This is a genomic window from Bacteroides sp. AM16-24 (assembly GCF_003471885.1).
In the GTDB taxonomy this organism is placed as follows: Bacteria; Bacteroidota; Bacteroidia; order Bacteroidales; family Bacteroidaceae; genus Bacteroides.
This window is the reverse complement of the sequence record NZ_QRKI01000001.1, coordinates 159,464-177,073: the sequence shown is the minus strand read 5'-3', so window position 1 is coordinate 177,073 and position 17,610 is coordinate 159,464. Positions and strand designations below refer to the sequence as shown.

The 17,610-nt window shown below is 41.7% G+C and carries 17 protein-coding genes and 1 tRNA gene; 7 read left to right on the top strand and 11 right to left on the bottom strand.

Translation table 11 applies throughout. From position 1 onward, the window contains the following. Window positions 1–29: 29 nt before the first annotated feature. The 10 genes from fsa to DW182_RS00610 form a co-directional block, all read right to left on the bottom strand. Window positions 30–686, bottom strand: coding sequence for a fructose-6-phosphate aldolase (gene fsa, locus DW182_RS00655; protein WP_007664365.1), 657 nt, complete (start codon window positions 684–686; stop codon window positions 30–32). Between the two features lie 112 nt (window positions 687–798). After that, window positions 799–1,446, bottom strand: coding sequence for a DedA family protein (locus DW182_RS00650; protein ID WP_021968285.1), 648 nt, complete (start codon window positions 1,444–1,446; stop codon window positions 799–801). Window positions 1,447–1,592: 146 nt separating this feature from the next. Beyond that, the gene (locus DW182_RS00645; protein WP_225663086.1) at window positions 1,593–1,928 is read right to left on the bottom strand and encodes a hypothetical protein; all 336 of its coding nucleotides are present in this window, start codon (window positions 1,926–1,928) and stop codon (window positions 1,593–1,595) included. A gap of 147 nt (window positions 1,929–2,075) precedes the next feature. After that, window positions 2,076–3,263: a BF3164 family lipoprotein gene (locus DW182_RS00640; protein WP_115501589.1), complete on the bottom strand. Its 1,188-nt coding sequence runs from the start codon at window positions 3,261–3,263 to the stop codon at window positions 2,076–2,078. 3 nt (window positions 3,264–3,266) lie between these two features. After that, window positions 3,267–4,475 carry a 6-bladed beta-propeller gene (locus tag DW182_RS00635; protein WP_118294323.1) on the bottom strand — a complete coding sequence of 403 codons (1,209 nt, stop codon included), beginning with the start codon at window positions 4,473–4,475 and terminating at the stop codon, window positions 3,267–3,269. A 158-nt stretch (window positions 4,476–4,633) separates the two neighbouring features. Continuing rightward, window positions 4,634–5,959: a lipopolysaccharide assembly protein LapB gene (locus DW182_RS00630; protein WP_021968281.1), complete on the bottom strand. Its 1,326-nt coding sequence runs from the start codon at window positions 5,957–5,959 to the stop codon at window positions 4,634–4,636. A gap of 12 nt (window positions 5,960–5,971) precedes the next feature. Then, the gene (locus DW182_RS00625) at window positions 5,972–7,423 is read right to left on the bottom strand and encodes an ATP-binding cassette domain-containing protein (protein WP_167507434.1); all 1,452 of its coding nucleotides are present in this window, start codon (window positions 7,421–7,423) and stop codon (window positions 5,972–5,974) included. 24 nt (window positions 7,424–7,447) lie between these two features. Next, the gene (gene pulA / locus DW182_RS00620; RefSeq protein WP_118294322.1) at window positions 7,448–9,445 is read right to left on the bottom strand and encodes a type I pullulanase; all 1,998 of its coding nucleotides are present in this window, start codon (window positions 9,443–9,445) and stop codon (window positions 7,448–7,450) included. Window positions 9,446–9,481: 36 nt separating this feature from the next. Further along, entirely contained in the window at window positions 9,482–10,051 is a 570-nt protein-coding gene (ruvC, locus tag DW182_RS00615; RefSeq protein WP_115501585.1) for a crossover junction endodeoxyribonuclease RuvC, read from the bottom strand. Further along, window positions 10,048–10,353, bottom strand: a complete 306-nt coding sequence (locus tag DW182_RS00610; protein WP_115501584.1) for a DUF4286 family protein — start codon at window positions 10,351–10,353, stop codon at window positions 10,048–10,050. Before DW182_RS00610 ends, ruvC begins: the two co-directional genes overlap by 4 nt. A gap of 113 nt (window positions 10,354–10,466) precedes the next feature. Here DW182_RS00610 and DW182_RS00605 point away from each other — a divergent pair. Further along, a tRNA-Ala gene (locus tag DW182_RS00605) sits at window positions 10,467–10,540 on the top strand. Window positions 10,541–10,596: 56 nt separating this feature from the next. On the opposite strand, the gene DW182_RS00600 is transcribed toward DW182_RS00605, so the two are convergent. Beyond that, window positions 10,597–11,283, bottom strand: a complete 687-nt coding sequence (locus tag DW182_RS00600) for an energy transducer TonB (RefSeq protein WP_117691466.1) — start codon at window positions 11,281–11,283, stop codon at window positions 10,597–10,599. 264 nt (window positions 11,284–11,547) lie between these two features. Here DW182_RS00600 and DW182_RS00595 point away from each other — a divergent pair, with 264 nt between their 5' ends. The 6 genes from DW182_RS00595 to DW182_RS00570 all read left to right on the top strand — a co-directional run bounded on the left by DW182_RS00595 (window position 11,548) and on the right by DW182_RS00570 (window position 17,593). After that, entirely contained in the window at window positions 11,548–11,778 is a 231-nt protein-coding gene (locus DW182_RS00595; protein WP_007664376.1) for a hypothetical protein, read from the top strand. Window positions 11,779–12,088: 310 nt separating this feature from the next. Beyond that, window positions 12,089–13,108 (top strand): phenylalanine--tRNA ligase subunit alpha, encoded by a 1,020-nt coding sequence (gene pheS / locus DW182_RS00590; protein WP_117691491.1) that lies wholly within the window; start codon window positions 12,089–12,091, stop codon window positions 13,106–13,108. Between the two features lie 133 nt (window positions 13,109–13,241). Next, window positions 13,242–14,438: an MFS transporter gene (locus DW182_RS00585; RefSeq protein ID WP_118294321.1), complete on the top strand. Its 1,197-nt coding sequence runs from the start codon at window positions 13,242–13,244 to the stop codon at window positions 14,436–14,438. Further along, window positions 14,435–15,109: an endonuclease III gene (gene nth, locus DW182_RS00580; RefSeq protein WP_007664380.1), complete on the top strand. Its 675-nt coding sequence runs from the start codon at window positions 14,435–14,437 to the stop codon at window positions 15,107–15,109. The genes DW182_RS00585 and nth overlap by 4 nt, the downstream gene beginning before the upstream one ends. 87 nt (window positions 15,110–15,196) lie before the next feature. After that, a complete protein-coding gene (pgk, locus tag DW182_RS00575; protein ID WP_085930026.1) occupies window positions 15,197–16,456 on the top strand; it encodes a phosphoglycerate kinase in 1,260 nt (419 codons plus the stop codon). Between the two features lie 114 nt (window positions 16,457–16,570). Then, window positions 16,571–17,593, top strand: a complete 1,023-nt coding sequence (locus DW182_RS00570) for a porin (RefSeq protein ID WP_007664382.1) — start codon at window positions 16,571–16,573, stop codon at window positions 17,591–17,593. Window positions 17,594–17,610: the final 17 nt, after the last annotated feature.

Sequence of the window (17,610 nt, the reverse complement as noted above, 5' to 3'; positions counted from 1 at the left end):
TGAAAGATAGGCTTATAAGAGTATTTTTATTATCCGTTTACACGTTTATAGTCTTCCAGGAACTTTTTCAGTCCGGAATCCGTCAATGGATGATTAAGCAGACCTTTAATGGCAGACAATGGACAAGTTGCGACATCGGCACCTACTTCAATACATTGCATAATGTGTGCTGTATGACGAATAGAAGCCGCAAGAACTTGTGTGGTATAGCCGTAATACCGATACATTTCCACAATCTTACCTACCAGTGCGATACCATCCTCACAGATATCGTCCAGACGTCCCACAAACGGAGATACATAAGTAGCTCCCGCTTTGGCAGCCAGCAAAGCTTGTCCTACAGAAAATACCAATGTACAATTGGTACGGATACCTTTGGAAGTGAAATATTTGATAGCCTTGATACCATCTGCGATACAGGGAACTTTTACTACGATATGCGGGTTGAGTGCAGCAAGCTCTTCACCTTCCTTAATCATACCTTCATATTCCGTAGCAATAACCTCGGCACTGACATCACCTTGTACGATGTTGCAGATTTCCACATAATGTTTCCGCTGATTATCTACTCCTTTGATGCCCTCTTTCGCCATAAGCGAAGGGTTGGTGGTTACTCCATCGAGAACGCCCATATCATAGGCTTCTTTGATCTGGTCTAAATTTGCAGTGTCAATAAAGAATTTCATGGCATAAACTGTTTATTGTGATTAAAAATATAAAGTTACATAAAAAGATATGAAACCTCAAATTATAAGGCATATATAATTAGAAACAGATAGTTTAGTTAAATGTTTTCGACTATTTCTGTTTCTTTGATTTAATTTTTGCTCGTACCACTTCTATCATGGCAGGTAATATGGAAATTACTATAATTGCTACAATCAGCAATTTAAGATTTTCTTGCACCACCGGAAGGTCTCCGAAGAAATACCCGGCATAACAGAAAAGCGCTACCCAGGCAGCTCCCCCTATCAAATTGTATACCATGAAATAGTAATAATGCATCTTCCCCATTCCAGCTACAAATGGGGCAAAAGTGCGCACAATGGGAACAAACCTTGCTATGATTATAGTCTTGCCACCATATTTTTTATAAAATTCATGTGTCTTATCCAGATGACTTTGCTTGAATATTCTGGAATTGGGGTTATTAAACAGCTTGCACCCAAAGAGATGCCCTATCATATAGTTACAAGAATCTCCCAACACAGCAGCAAAAAACAAGATAAGAACAAGGATATTTACTTCAAGCGGTGTTCCAGGTAACGAAGCTATAGCTCCCGCCACAAAAAGTAATGAATCTCCCGGAAGAAAAGGCGTAACCACCAACCCTGTCTCACAAAAAATGATTATGAACAATATTACATAGGTCCAGGTATGATATTCCTGCACAATATCTATCATGTATTGATCAATGTGGAGAATAAAATCTAATATAAATTCCATTACATATTGATTATTGGAAATAAAGTATATACATATTCCGCAACATAAATATAGCTCTCCCGCTACTCCTTATGACAGAAATATATATGAATTGATATAATTAAAGAGAATATAAAGCACAGAATGCCTTATAAGAGAAGGAAGATTTAAATAATAATACGCCTTAAAGCATAGATATAATATCTACTGGAATATTGAGTAAGAGAAAGATAATATGGAAAAGAAAACCTCTTTTCTTCAGGAAGTAAAACTTTTATAGATTTAACAATCTTGGCTACAACAGAAAATGCATTGAATCTCAGGACTTGTGAAGAAGGAATATTACTACGTGAAACAGATGTTGCTATATTGCCAATAGCCTTACTTGCATATTCTCCTCCATAAACAATCTTTTTACATTGCTCTGTATTCACATTGGATAAGTTGCATTCTGGTCTACTCTGTTGCAGTTCTGTTACACGAAGTTCTTTGTACTCCTTCATATCATTGGATACAGACTCGAATCCCGATACAAGGAATACACTTAACAATATGCAAAATAAAAATATATACTTCGCCATAACGGCTGCAAATATAAAAAGTATTTTTCAGAGATGAATCATTTTAGTCCTTTATCTTGCAAACCTATTTTATTCTTTTCCGGGCAATGTATACAGAAAAAGTGGATCGTCATACATATAACACACCTGATATAATAACTTCCCATCTGATATCACCCTGCCCCAATGGTCAAGTTTATAACGGGCTACCGGATTACCACCCCAATCATATTGTTCCACAAAGATATATCCATCACCTTTACCGTTTTCACGCGATACCTGAAGTGGAGTACGTCCGCTATAAGTCAGGAAGAAGTAATCGTCAGTAGCAGATATTCCCCAATAATAAGTCACATTATCCGGGCCTAATGTAAGTACATCATTCTTGGCTTCCACACCGTCAACATCAAAAGTAATATCCCGTACAGTTTGAGCAGATGTATCCATTACCAGGATTTTACGAAAATATTTATAAGCATATACCATCCTGTTACCGGAAGGAGAGACTATAAAATCACCGATATACGGACTCCAGGAACGATGTTTCTTACTAAAAGCAAGATTATATATTTGCTCCGTTTGCAAACTGTCTCCCTGATAAACAGTACGAATTATCGCCTTTCCCCTCGGCACATTATCAGCATAATAGAAAGTATCCCGGGAAACTGCACATATCTGCCGGTCTGAATAAGAAGCACCTTTGATTGATTTAAAGGTAAAAGGGAAAGCTCTCAATACACCCGTCGTATCAGTTTCAAACAGTTGCATAGTACCCGTTTCATAAACATACGTACCGGGAGCAGACACACCTGAAGATACCAAATGAGGAAAGTTAAATTCATTAGGTCCATTTCCTCCTATTCCGAAAGAAGTGATATAACGGAAATCCGGTAAACGATACCAGTGGAAGAAACAGTCCAGACCTTCATCTGCCGGTTTCACTATTTCAACCGTTCCATCCTGGCGGCGGATATAAGACATAGCAGGACGATTTTGTAAAAGGAAATATCCATCTCTAATCAACATCTCCGGTTCTGACATTTTAAAAACAGGACCTTCTTCATCTAATATTTGGTGGGTACCAGCCAATTCGATCAGCTCTCCGAAGTCCTCGTCTTTTAAAGTTACACATCCAGCCACCAGAGGAGCATCTTGTATCATCTTTGGAGTTTCTGCAACAATCGTATCGTTCGACTCCTGCTGTTTCTGCTCTGCCCGCGACTTGCAGGCAGAGAAAAACAATAGAGACAGCAATATAATGTAAAGTAAGTGTTTCATTTATTATTTCAACTTAGCGTACAGAATATAGTTATTATCATTCTCATGAATACTATCTGCCAGTTTCTGCATGCGTTCCCGGTCGGTAGCCGGAATATCTTTAGCATTTTCCAGATACTTTTCCAATGTTTCCTTCAAAGTCACAGGCTCCATATTAGCTGTATAATATCCATTTGAACAATTGTATGGAAACCAGGGAATCGGCAAATTACCCAGATAATCATTCTCTACTTTATAGAAAGCGCCCTTCAAAGATTCTTTATCCATAATAAAATCAGCTGGCACTTCTGTAGTAAAATTATTTTCATCCAGCTGCTTCTCTACAGATGTACTTCCCAGGAAATGACGCGGCAATTCCTTGTAATCATGAATGGGGATTTCTTTCTTAGCAAAATCCATAGTGAAACGAGGATTCAAACGCCCGTTGGCATAGTGATAAAGACTGTCCGGACGACGTTCCCAAAATACAAAAAGAGAAACATCAAAGTCTGCACCATTTTTATTGCTATACACTTCATTGCTAAAGTCCGGTTTGATGGCTAAATGGCGTGAACGTATCGTATCTTGTATTTCTCCATTGAATTTCTGAGTCCATGCCACATACGGCAAATAATCAAAAGGCAGAAGGAATACAGACAAAAGGGAATCCTTTGTATTTGCCTTGAAGACACCTTTCGGCACCAAACCAGGCAATGGAATACTCTGTACAGCTTGTCCTTTCAAGTCATAAGCCAGTAAAGATTTTGCATTCCACGGAAGCAAGTATATGCGTCCACCTGTTTCATCTATCTGAGCATCATAAATCAGCTGATACTCACCGGGACCTTGGCCGAAAGATCCCACATTAGCAAGAAATTTCCCTGATTTATCAAAAAGCTTAAAAGGAGTCTGATCCTTACCCCACACTAATATATAATTGTCGGAAACAATCACATTTCGTACAGGCACCAATGCTTCATCCCGATTGTCCAACTTCACAATCTGCAATTCATCTGCAAAATAACTCAACGGAAGTACCACAGTATCTTTCAATGCCGACAGATTACAAACCCATATGGAATCTCCATTTATAACCTCCACCGAACCAGCTATCGGCTGTGTATCCAATGCTGAGTTTTTCTGACTTTGACCTCCATTTGAACAGGAACTCAATCCCCCAATAAACATCAGGCTTGCCAGCCATCCAGCACTTTTCCATTGCTTGTTTTTCATATTCTTATTTTTTATGTGAAACAATGAGACAAAGATAGCTGCCTTGGGGAGGAGAAGCAAATTATCTTATAGACAAAACTGACAGATTACTGAATAGATAAAGCATTGATTTTAAAAGAAATAAATCTTTTACACTTAAAATCAGTATAGACAAAAGTTCAGAAACGGCGCAAAAAATCATCCAAAGTTTCATTGTTTTCCGTCAGCCCCAACTTATCCCGTCTCATACGTTGTTTCTTACGGCTAATCGAAGTACGACTAATACAATAGATATCAGATAAATCCTTGATACTAACATTTATTTTCACCAGGCAACAGAAATACACATCCTTCATACTTAATCCCGGGAACGCTTCTAACAACCTCACAGAAAACCGATCATAACTTCCATCCACCGTTTGACGTATATCTTCCCACTCTTCATCAGATAAGGCTATACGCCTATTTTGACTGTCACTTTCTTCGTCGGAAGCCTCTTCTTCTTTCTCTAAAGAAGGGATTTTATGAAATGACTTCATTCGCCGGAAAAGTGATTCGCGAAGCATACTCTCTTTTTCACGTAGCATATTCAACTCCTCTGATTGCTGCAATAATTGCTCCGTCTGGCTCAAACGCAGAGATTGCTCACGCCAAAGCTGCTTATACATCTGGCGTTTGCGACGCTGCCAAACAATATAACCTACCGCAAATGCTACTACAAAACAAAGCCCTAAGCTCAAAAGCCCGATTTCACGCCTCTGCTTGTCTATTTTCAGACGATTCAGTTCATTTTCGAGCTTAGCCTTCTCATATTGTGTCCGATTCTCAAAACTTTCTTCTCTCCTCAGCTCATTCACAAGATGCTCATTGGCAGCAAGTGCCGCATAGAAAGAGCAGCTATCTTTTCCCTGTGAAAAATACAGCATTTTCAATCGTCTGGACGCCTCTGCAGCAACCCATCGATTTAATGATATAGATGCTGTACGGTAATATGTAACAGCCGAATCGTATTCATTGACACCTGCCCAAAGATTTCCTTTTGCCAAATGATAGTAGGGTACAACTGTCCTATCATTCATATTCTTCCGTATTAAGTCCAATACTAACACTCCTTCCCGAAAACGTCCGGCAGTAGCATAAGCTTTAGCCACTTCCTGGCAAATAGAGCTATATTGCCATTCATTTGCCATACGACTGGCTTTCAAAAAATAGGGCATAGCCTCATCTAACATCCCTCTTGACGAATAAATAAAAGCAATGAAACGATTCACCTGCGCTTTATCCCCCTCACGTTTAAAAAAGTTTTCAGCCAATTGCATGTAGAACAATACACTATCCATATTGGCGGAGTTATGAGAGGCAGTTCTTGCTTTATTAAACAAATTCAGGCCAATTGCAAAAGAATCAGGCACTATCCGTGAAGGAACACTATCCAATGCTTTTCCCCCTCTCCCGCAAGAAAGAAGGACAATTAAGATCAAAAGCAGGAGTAGCAGTTTCTTCATAATATGGAGCGATTACTTATTGCGCTTCAGGAATATGCGATCTGAAATAGTAGCAGGCAACTCCTTCTCATAGTGTGTAACCATAATCATCGTTTTATCCTGCCGACGGCAAAAAGCCTCGATTATCTTCTTCACCCGGCGACGGTTATAAGTATCCAGACCATGCAAAGGTTCATCCAATATCAGCAATTCCGGATCTTTTACAAAAGCTCGTGCCAGCAGTGCCAGGCGTTGCTCACCACTGGATAATTGCAAGAAAGGTTTATCTTTAAGGGCAGCAATACCAAAAATATCCATCCACCATTCACAAACAGACATCTGTTCCGCTTTCGGGCGCTTGTATAGTCCGATACTGTCGTGCAGGCCGGAGGCAACTATTTCAATCGCCGGTAGATTCTTCAAATAAGCGCGGTGCATTTCAGGGCTGACATACCCGATGTGCTTTTTTATTTCCCAAATACTTTCACCTGTTCCCCGTTTTCTCCCGAACAGACTGATATCACAAGCATATGATTGGGGATTATCGGCGCATACAAGACTCAATAAAGTAGATTTTCCGGCCCCGTTTTCTCCACTCAACGCCCATTTTTGTCCACGCATCACCGTCCAGTCCAGTTCTTTCAAAATGGTGCGGTCGCCATAGCGGATACTGACTTTATTCAGCTTTACCACTTCGTCGGAAACATAATTGGTATTATCATATGGTAAGTCGATAATGCGTTGTTGTAAATCTTCGGGTACAGGTATATCTGCATTCCGGAATATAGTAAGGTACTGATCACGTGACATCATTTGCCCTACTGTACGATTTGCTACCGGCAGCACTTTATTAATATATGAGGGAATATCATCCATCATAGAAAGTATCAGGATAAGTTGCACTGCAGACCGCTTAGCCAATCCCTCCAACAAAGTATTCAGCAACTCACGAGTCTGTGCATCCAATCCGATGAAGGGATTATCCATAATAAGCACACGAGGAGCAGTAAGCAGTGCCTTCACTAACTGAAATTTGCGCAACTCACCGCTGGAAAGAAGAATCATCGGCTTATCCAGCATAGGCTCAATGCGAAATAATTCAAAAAGTTCTTTTCTTAAGACCTCATCCTTAACCACTCCTAACATATCCTTAACTAATGGCACATCATCATGATCATGAGTATTCCAACGTTGTTGATAATAATAATTAGTATCCGCCGAACCGTATGTATCACGGAAAGCAATATACTTGATATTGTCATAGACTGTTTGTGATGCGGAAGGAGAAAAATCATAAGCAAGTGTCCCTTCCTTCAGCGGATACTTCCCGATAAGCATATCTACCAAAAGACTCTTTCCTGAACCGTTAGGCCCTACAATAGCAATGTGTTCATCTGCAGGAAAAGATACGGAAGCTGGTGCAGCCAATCGCACAAGCGGATTACGGGCCACCCCTCCATTCAAAGATATAGTATATGATTGCATCATTGGAGACATAGATACTTATTCTTACTTATAAATAATAAGTGCAGATTGTGCCGGAACCAACACTTCCGAACCATAAAGTGTACCCAATCCTTTTTCATTTATAAATCCATCCTTGCACACCACCGTGTATTTACCTTCAGGCACAACCAGCTTTGCCGGCTCTTTACGAGAATTCAATGCCACGATAATATCTTCCCAAGCATCACCATTTGCATTTTCCTTCAAGCGATATGCAACCAGATTACCGCCCTCTACCGGAAGGAACTCAAGATGCTTGCGCACCAATTCCGCATCTCCCATGCGGAAAGCCGGATGATTTTTACGCAACTGTATCAAACCTTTATAATAAGCAAATACATCAGCATATTCAGCTTTGCGTCTCCAATCAATCGCATTGATAGAATCAGGACTCTGATAACTGTTATGTACCCCTTTCTTATCACGCATCACTTCTTCGCCCGCATAGATAAACGGTATGCCTTGTGAAGTAAATACAGCCGTCTGTGCCAGTTTATCCAACTTGGCAAGTTCCTGCGGTGTAATGCCTAGAATGCTTGCATTAAGTCTGTCTACCAGACACATATCATCATGACAAGATACATAGCTGATCATTTGCGTCGGCTGTTCAGCCCATGAAGCCTTACTGTAATTCACTGAATCATTGTCCACCTGCGGGTGCTTGATGGCACCTACAATACCAAACTTAATACTCTCCTCCCCACCAGGAAGTCCGGCAAGGAAAGCACCTTTGTGGTTATCATTGAACGGCCCCCGCAGAGCATCACGCATTTCATCGGAGAAAGCGGCAATACCGGGCATCCGATAAGTGTTCATCTTCATTGCCAAAGAGTCTTCCGGCATTTGGGGAGCCTTAGCTGCCCAACCTTCACCATAAATAATGATACTCGGATCAACCGCCGTAGCAGCCTTGCGGATTTCATTCATTGTTGTAATATCATGAATTCCCATCAAGTCAAAGCGGAATCCATCAAGATGATATTCATTAAGCCAATGCAACACAGACTCTACCATATATTTCCGCATCATAGGACGGTTACTCGCCGTTTCATTACCACAGGCAGACCCATCAGCAAAGCTACCGTCCGGCATCTGGCGATAGAAATACCCTGGTACCGTACGTTCAAAATTACTCTCAGCGGTATTAAATGTATGATTATACACTACATCCAGCACTACCCGGATGCCAGCCTTATGTAAAGCCTGCACCATTTGCTTGAATTCCTTAATACGAATAGAAGGATTATAAGGATCGGTAGAATACGAACCGTCAGGTACATTATAGTTCTGTGGGTCATATCCCCAATTATATTTATTTTCATCCAATTTCGTCTCATCTACCGAAGCGTAGTCATAAGACGGCAGAATGTGAACATGTGTCACACCCAGTTCTTTCAAATGATCGATGCCTGTTGCCAGCTTCTCAGGGCTAAGTGTACCTTCTTCCGTCAGTGCCAGGAACTTACCTTTATGCTGAATACCCGACGAAGGATCGATAGAGAAGTCACGGTGATGCATTTCATAAATAACAGCATCGGCCGGAGAAGCCAAAGCAGGTCGCTTATCTTGTGCCCAACCTTCAGGATCAGTAGCTTTCATATCAATGATAGCAGCACGTTTTCCATTCACCCCTACCGCTTTCGCATTGATGCCCGGAGTATCTCCCAGCCATTTATCCTTGATCTTCACATTAAATGTATAAAATTTCCCTATCAGGTCTTTTTCCACCTTTGCCGTCCAGGTTCCTTCCTTATCAGATACCATAGAAACAGTCTCATAAGCATGACCGCCATCACCCGCATCAAACAGCATGAGGCGTACTTCATCGGCAGTCGGCGCCCACAATGTAAAATTCGTAACTTCGGGAGTATACTCCATTTCCGTCAGGCTGCCCGAACGAACGGGATACAACTCATAAGACGCGTACTCATTCTTCGTTGGAGCACAGCTGGCAACTGTCGCTGTGGCTACTCCAATCAAGGCAAGTTCATTCAGTTTCATGGTGGTTATTTTAAGTTTTAGTATTAATATCAGATCTTATTTCTTCACTTTATCCGGGTTTTTGGCTATAAAGTCTTTCCATCCGTGATACCCTTTCTCTACTGTGGGACGCCCCATTTGCAAAAAATGGCAATAAGCAGCAGCCAGCCCGTCCGTAGCATCCATAAATGTAGGCATATCTTCCTTTGCAAAGTGAAGCATACGTTGCAACATATCTGCTACCTGCTCCTTGGAAGCCTGGCCATTTCCAGTAATAGCCATTTTTATCTTAAGAGGGGCATATTCCGTAATAGGGATATCACGGCTGAGGGCAGCAGCCATAGCAACTCCCTGAGCACGCCCCAGCTTCAACATAGATTGTACATTCTTACCGAAAAAGGGAGCTTCAATAGCAAGTTCATCAGGCAAATAACTCTCAATGATGCTCAACACCCGTTCGTGTATATGGCGTAGTTTAAGGTAATGGTCACCAAACTTGCGCAGGTCAATAATACCCATAGCAATCATTTCAGGCTTTGTCCCCACCACACGCAGCACTCCATATCCCATAATGGTAGTACCGGGGTCGATACCTAAAATAATCTTTTCTTTAACCGGATGTATCACTCTATTACCTCCATCAATGTAGGAAAGCCAACCACCTTATCCTGGAATATTTTAACCAGCTCATCGTTCAACTTCACCCCTTGCTCCATGTGCCAGCGGTGCAGAATACCAGAGTTTTCCACTTCAAACTGAAGGGAATAGCATGTGCTACCCTCTTCACGATGGCTCAGTACACGGACAATACGCGGTGTATGCAATGCACCGGTTTTCTCTACTTCAGGTAAATAGAATTCCTTTATCCAAATCAGGAAGTTATCTTCCTGTCCTTCTTCCACTTGATAGGTTGTATTATAGATCAGCATATTTTTTCTTTCAATTTGTTTCGCAAACATAGCAATTATTTCAGAATAATGCATTATATTTGCGCCACCAAAAAGAGAGAAAACTCGCAAACGTTAGCGAAAGACAAGAAAGAGGGGGGTTAGCTCATCTGGCTAGAGCGCGACACTGGCAGTGTCGAGGTGATCGGTTCGAGTCCGATACTCTCCACAAAAATAAAAGCTGCATTCAAGACCGAATGCAGCTTTTATTTTTATATCACTGTTTCACTGTAGTTTAAACGTCACAGGTACTGTAAACTTACAGCGTACAGGCACACCACGTTGTTTACCAGGTATCCATTTCGGCATAGTAGAAATTACGCGGACAGCTTCTTTGTCCAAATAAGGATCGACACCTCTTATCACTTTCACATCTACAATACTGCCGTCTTTATTAACAACGAACTGCACCGTTACACGACCCTGAGTTCCATTCTCTTGTGGAATAGTAGGATATTTGATATTCTTGCCCAAGTACTGTAAAAGACCGGCTGTGCCCCCATTAGGAAATTGCGGGTTTTCTTCCACAACCACAAAAATATCATCTTCCACCACCACTTCTTCATCCACCGTAACCGGTATGTGCTTAATCACTACATCTTCACCTGTTTCCTCCAAAGAGGCAAAATTTGTTTCTTCCGCAGTAGCGTCATCATCTATTATCGTCAAAACATCATTAATAGGAGTTACCTGAGGTGGTGGCGGAGGAGTTAGTTCAGGCTGCCTTGTAAGAGGGATCTCCATGTCCTGTTCAAATACATTCTCGTTGATACGACCACTCGTATCAACCCTGATGTCACGAGTCCATTCGAATGCAACGAACATGAAGGCAAGTACAGTTACATAACCGACAAGCAGCCACGTTGGCCTCTTGCTTTCCAGGTTTGCTTTGGGTGTTTTTTTGGTTTCCATAGTTTACAAATTAGTTACCGCATAATGTTTATTTGTTTAAATTGAACATTATACAGATGTTGTTAGTAATACGAAAACACTTGTGGCCACTATTTTCAGTATTAAAGGTAGTTGAATAACTGTTAAGTTGTTATCGGAGAGATTCATAAATATGCTTTTTTAATATCTGTTTGACAAAATTGCTTAGCAAAAAGATTATTTACGGCAGAATGCTTAAGAATAGTAAAAAAACAGTTATCTTTGCCGGACTAATTAATTCTAAAGATGAAACAAACAAAATCAGGGAAAAGTGAAATCATACTGAATACACTAAGCCCTTATGATTCCAAGGTGCAACGCTATCTTTCTCTCTCTAAGGAAATCGAGCAACTGATGAATAATGCAAAAGATGAAAATGAGGGATGTGTTTCTATTGAGCTGGTAGCAGAATTCTGTGTATTGCAAGAAGAACTTTATCAGGAAGCACTAAAGAAGCATAAAGAAGAGGCAAACTAACCTCCGCCACCGTCAGTATAACGAAGCATATAAAAAAGCCGGAAAATACCTGAGACATACCAACTCCGTGTCAAGTCCGTACCAACTCCATACCTTCTCCTTGTTCTTAGACACGGACTATGTACGGAGTAGACAGGGAATAGGTAAGAGTCAAGCATGCAAAACCTCCGGGAATAAATTCATTTCCATATCACATATAGGCTTTTTCCTTGTATCCGATTAATTTTATAAAAAGATTGCAACCGGAATCATGATAAAGTTGTATCTTTGCACCGCTTTATGTATTTCGGAAATAAATAATAACGACGATATGATAGATAAAATCAACCAGCTTCTGCAAGAAGTGGAAGCACTGAAAGCTGCCAATGCCGAGGAACTGGAAGCGCTCCGCATCAAATTCCTTAGTAAAAAAGGTGCAATCAATGACTTGATGGCGGATTTCCGTAACGTGGCTGCCGAACAGAAGAAAGAAGTCGGCATGAGACTGAATGAACTGAAGAACAAGGCACAGGAAAAAATTACTGCCTTGAAAGAACAGTTCGAAAGTCAGGATACGGGCTGTGATGATATTGACCTTACACGTTCCGCTTATCCGGTAGAATTGGGTACGCGCCACCCGCTCACCATCGTAAAGAACGAAATCATCGATATATTTGCCCGTTTGGGATTCAGCATTGCCGAAGGTCCGGAAATCGAGGATGACTGGCATGTGTTCTCTGCATTGAATTTCGCCGAAGATCACCCTGCACGCGATATGCAGGATACTTTCTTCATCGAAACTCATCCTGATATTGTATTGCGTACACACACCTCATCCGTACAAACCCGCGTAATGGAAGTTTCACAACCTCCTATCCGTATCATTTGTCCGGGACGTGTATATCGCAATGAAGCTATCAGCTACCGTGCACACTGTTTCTTCCATCAGGTTGAGGCTTTGTATGTAGACAAAGATGTATCTTTCACCGACCTGAAACAGGTTTTGTTACTCTTTGCCAAAGAGATGTTTGGTGAAGATACTAAAATCCGTTTGCGTCCGTCTTATTTCCCGTTCACGGAACCCAGTGCGGAAATGGATATCAGCTGTAATATTTGCGGTGGAAAAGGTTGTCCGTTCTGCAAGCATACCGGCTGGGTTGAAATCCTCGGTTGCGGTATGGTAGATCCGAATGTATTGGAAAGCAACGGAATCGATAGTAAAGTATATAGCGGATATGCCCTCGGTATGGGTATTGAGCGTATTACAAACCTGAAATACCAGGTAAAGGATCTTCGTATGTTCTCTGAAAACGACACGAGATTCCTGAAGGAATTCGAAGCCGCTTATTAACAACCAACATATACCGGGCGAATGATTATCCGCTCCTACAATGATATACCATTCCGGATATCATAAAACAAGTAGGCGATACATAATCATTCGCCCGGATATATTTTCTTAGTTCTTACTCAAGCTGCCCATTATGAAAGATAGACTTGTCACTCCCAGCTATTGTTTTATTCTTGCAGCCAACTTCCTGCTGTACTTCGGCTTCTGGTTGCTGATACCGGTACTTCCATTCTACCTGTCTGAAGTATTCAGTGCCGGAAATTCAACAATCGGCATTATTCTTTCTTGTTATACAGTAGCAGCTTTATGTATCCGCCCCTTTTCCGGTTACTTTTTGGACAGCTTTGCACGTAAGCCTCTGTATCTGATGGCATATTTTATCTTTATGACAATGTTTGCCGGATATATCATTGCCGGTTCGCTTACGTTATTCATCCTGTTCCGTATCATACAGGGCGTATCGTTCGGAATGGTGACCGTAGGCGGTAATACAGTGGTCATCGACATCATGCCTTCTTCACGACGCGGAGAAGGATTAGGATACTATGGACTTTCGAATAATATTGCGATGGCGGTAGGTCCGATGTCCGGATTGTTCCTGCATGATGCAGGAATGAGTTTCACAACTATATTCTGTTGCTCACTGGGCTCATGTATAGCAGGCTTCGTTTGTGCCTCTCTTGTCAAAACACCCTATAAACCGCCTGTGAAGAGAGAACCGATTTCCCTTGACCGCTTTATATTATTGAAAGGTATTCCGGCAGGCATCAGTTTGTTGCTGCTTTCGATTCCATACGGAATGACAACAAACTATGTGGCTATGTACGCCAAGCAGATCGGCATCAATGCCACTACAGGCTTCTTCTTCACTTTCATGGCAATAGGTATGGCTATATCGCGCATCTTCTCCGGAAAGATAGTGGACAGGGGTAAGATAACACAGGTCATTTCAGCCGGACTGTATCTCGTAGTATTCAGTTTCTTCCTCCTTTCAGCGTGTGTGTATCTTATCAACTGGAACGACATGCTATGTACTGTTGTTTTCTTTGCCGTAGCCCTGTTGCTGGGAGTAGGTTTTGGTATTATGTTTCCGGCTTACAATACCCTTTTTGTCAACCTCGCACCCAATAGCCAACGTGGTACTGCCACTTCTACCTATCTGACATCCTGGGATGTAGGCATCGGTATCGGTATGCTGACAGGAGGATATATTGCGGAGGTCAGCACTTTCGATAAAGCTTATTTGTTCGGGGCTTGCCTCACCATTGTCTCTATGCTCTACTTCAATGGGAAAGTGGCTCCTCATTACCATAAAAATAAATTGCGATGAGAAAAAAAGAACGTTACGAAAAAATTCTTGCCTGGTTTCGGGAGAATCGTCCTGTAGCCGAAACGGAACTGCATTATGAAACTCCGTTCCAACTGCTGATAGCAGTCATCCTCTCCGCCCAATGTACAGACAAGCGGGTGAATATGATTGTTCCACCGTTGTATCGCGATTTCCCTACCCCGGAAGTTCTTGCTGCCAGTACACCGGAAGTGATATACGAATATATCCGTAGCGTATCTTATCCCAATAACAAAGCAAAACACCTGGTGGGTATGGCACAAATGCTGGTGAAAGACTTCAACAGTGAAGTGCCCGATACACTGGAAGAGCTTGTAAAACTACCCGGTGTAGGACGCAAGACGGCGAACGTCATCCAATCCGTTGTATTTAACAAAGCTGCAATGGCAGTAGATACTCATGTGTTCCGTGTAAGCCACCGCCTCGGACTGGTTTCGGATGCATGTACCACACCGTTCAGTGTAGAGAAAGAACTGGTGAAAAATATCCCGGAAGCGGATATTCCCATTGCGCATCACTGGCTTATCTTACATGGAAGATACGTCTGCCAGGCACGTACACCGCAATGTGATAAGTGCGGTTTGCAATTGATGTGCAAATATTATTGCGAGAAGTATAAAGTTAGCAAAGAGAAACCGAAAGATAAAGAATAAATGACGGTTTCATAGCAAAAGAAAGAAATAAATGCTAACTTTGCGCTCACGAAAACGAATTAATAACACTTTTAAATAAAATAGAGTATTATGACAATTGATCAATTCAACTTTGCCGGTAAAAAGGCATTCGTTCGTGTAGACTTCAATGTGCCTCTGGACGAAAACTTCAACATTACAGATGATAACCGTATGCGTGCTGCTCTTCCTACGTTAAAGAAAATTCTGGCTGACGGTGGTAGTATAATTATTGGTTCTCACCTCGGTCGTCCGAAAGGTCCGGCTGACAAATTCTCATTGAAACACATTCTGAACCATCTTTCAGAGTTGTTGGGTGTTGACGTACAATTCGCTAACGACTGTATGGGCGAAGAAGCTGCTGTTAAGGCTGCTGCTCTGCAACCGGGTGAAGTATTGTTGCTCGAGAACCTTCGTTTCTACGCTGAAGAAGAAGGCAAACCCCGTGGTTTGGCTGAAGACGCTACAGACGAAGAAAAAGCTGCTGCTAAGAAAGCCGTTAAAGAAAGCCAGAAAGAATTCACCAAGAAATTGGCTTCTTACGCTGACTGCTATGTAAACGACGCTTTCGGTACAGCTCACCGTGCACACGCTTCTACAGCTTTGATCGCTAAATATTTCGACAAAGACAGCAAAATGTTCGGTTACCTGATGGAGAAAGAAGTGAAGGCTGTTGATAAAGTATTGAATGACATCAAACGTCCGTTCACTGCTATCATGGGTGGTTCTAAAGTTTCTTCTAAAATTGAAATTATCGAAAATCTGCTGAGCAAGGTTGACAACCTGATCATTGCCGGTGGTATGACTTATACTTTCACCAAGGCTATGGGTGGTAAGATCGGTATCTCTATCTGCGAAGATGACAAACTGGATCTGGCCCTTGAACTGATAGAAAAGGCAAAAGCAAAAGGTGTAAACTTGGTATTGGCTGTTGATGCAAAGATTGCTGACGCTTTCTCTAACGATGCTAACACTAAGTTCTGTCCGGTTGACCAAATTCCTGATGGTTGGGAAGGTCTGGATATCGGTCCTGAAACTGAGAAAATCTTCACAGACGTTATCAAAAACTCTAAGACTATCTTGTGGAATGGTCCGACAGGTGTATTCGAATTCGAAAACTTCACTCATGGCTCACGTGCAGTAGGCGAGGCTATCGTAGAGGCTACTAAGAACGGTGCATTCTCACTTGTAGGTGGTGGTGACTCTGTAGCTTGCGTTAACAAGTTTGGCTTGGCAAGCGGTGTTTCTTACGTTTCAACAGGTGGTGGTGCATTGCTTGAAGCAATCGAAGGAAAAGTTCTTCCGGGTATCGCTGCTATCAACGAATAAGAATAAACATTATCATACCAAAAGGCAGCTCTTTGAAAAGAAGGGTTGCCTTTTTTAATCTTATATTTTTATAGTAAACGATCATTTATCTTTCCTAACACATTTATCATAGAAATGAAACGAACTTTGTTATCCTTTGCTTTCCTACTTTCCGCACTGATAGCAACAGCACAAGATGCATGTTTGAACGACGTAGTAAATACGCTCAAAGATCGTATCAGCCTCTCCGGTTATGCACAGGTGGGTTATACTTACGATGATGCTGATGGCAGCAGTAATACGTTCGACATCAAGCGGGTTATCTTCATGGCACAAGGTAAAATTACCGACCGTTGGTTGTGCTACTTCATGTACAGCTTTGCCAATACTGGAAAAATCCTTGAAGCATATACCGAATATAAATTCCTCCCGCAACTGACTGCCCGCATCGGACAATTCAAAACCATGTATACCATTGAAAACCCAATGTCTCCTTGCTATGTGGAACTGATTAATTGCTACTCGCAATCTGTCAATTATCTGGCTGGCATCAATGGCAGTGATCCTTTGTATGGTTCCAGTAGCGGACGTGATATGGGACTCCTGATCTATGGTGATCTGTTTGGAAAACTGGTGAACTATAATCTTGCGGTAATGAATGGGCAAGGTATCAACCTGAAAGATAAAAACAACCAGAAGGATATTGTAGGCAGCCTGATGGTTCATCCACTCGACTGGCTGTCTGTAGGCGGTTCTTTTGTAAAAGGGAAAGGATGTGCTGTGGCCGTATCCAGCCTCAATCCCGATATACAGGTAGGCGAAAACTATACCCGTAACCGTTGGTCGGCAGGTGCAGTCATTAAAACTAAACCGGTGGATGTACGCACGGAATACTTGGCCGGAAAAGACGGACGTATCAAAAGTGACGGTTATTATGTAACAGCATCTGCACATGTATTCCCGAAAGTAGATGTAATAGCATCTTATGATTATCTTAATAAGAGTAAAGTACTTGATGATAAGCAAAGTAATTATGTAGTAGGTTTACAATATTGGTTCTATCCTAAATGCAGGGTACAGGCACAGTATACATACTGCAACCGCCATATCGGAGATAATAGTAATCTGCTGCAAGCTCAATTGCAGGTGCGTTTCTAAAGAAAAACCTTATATAC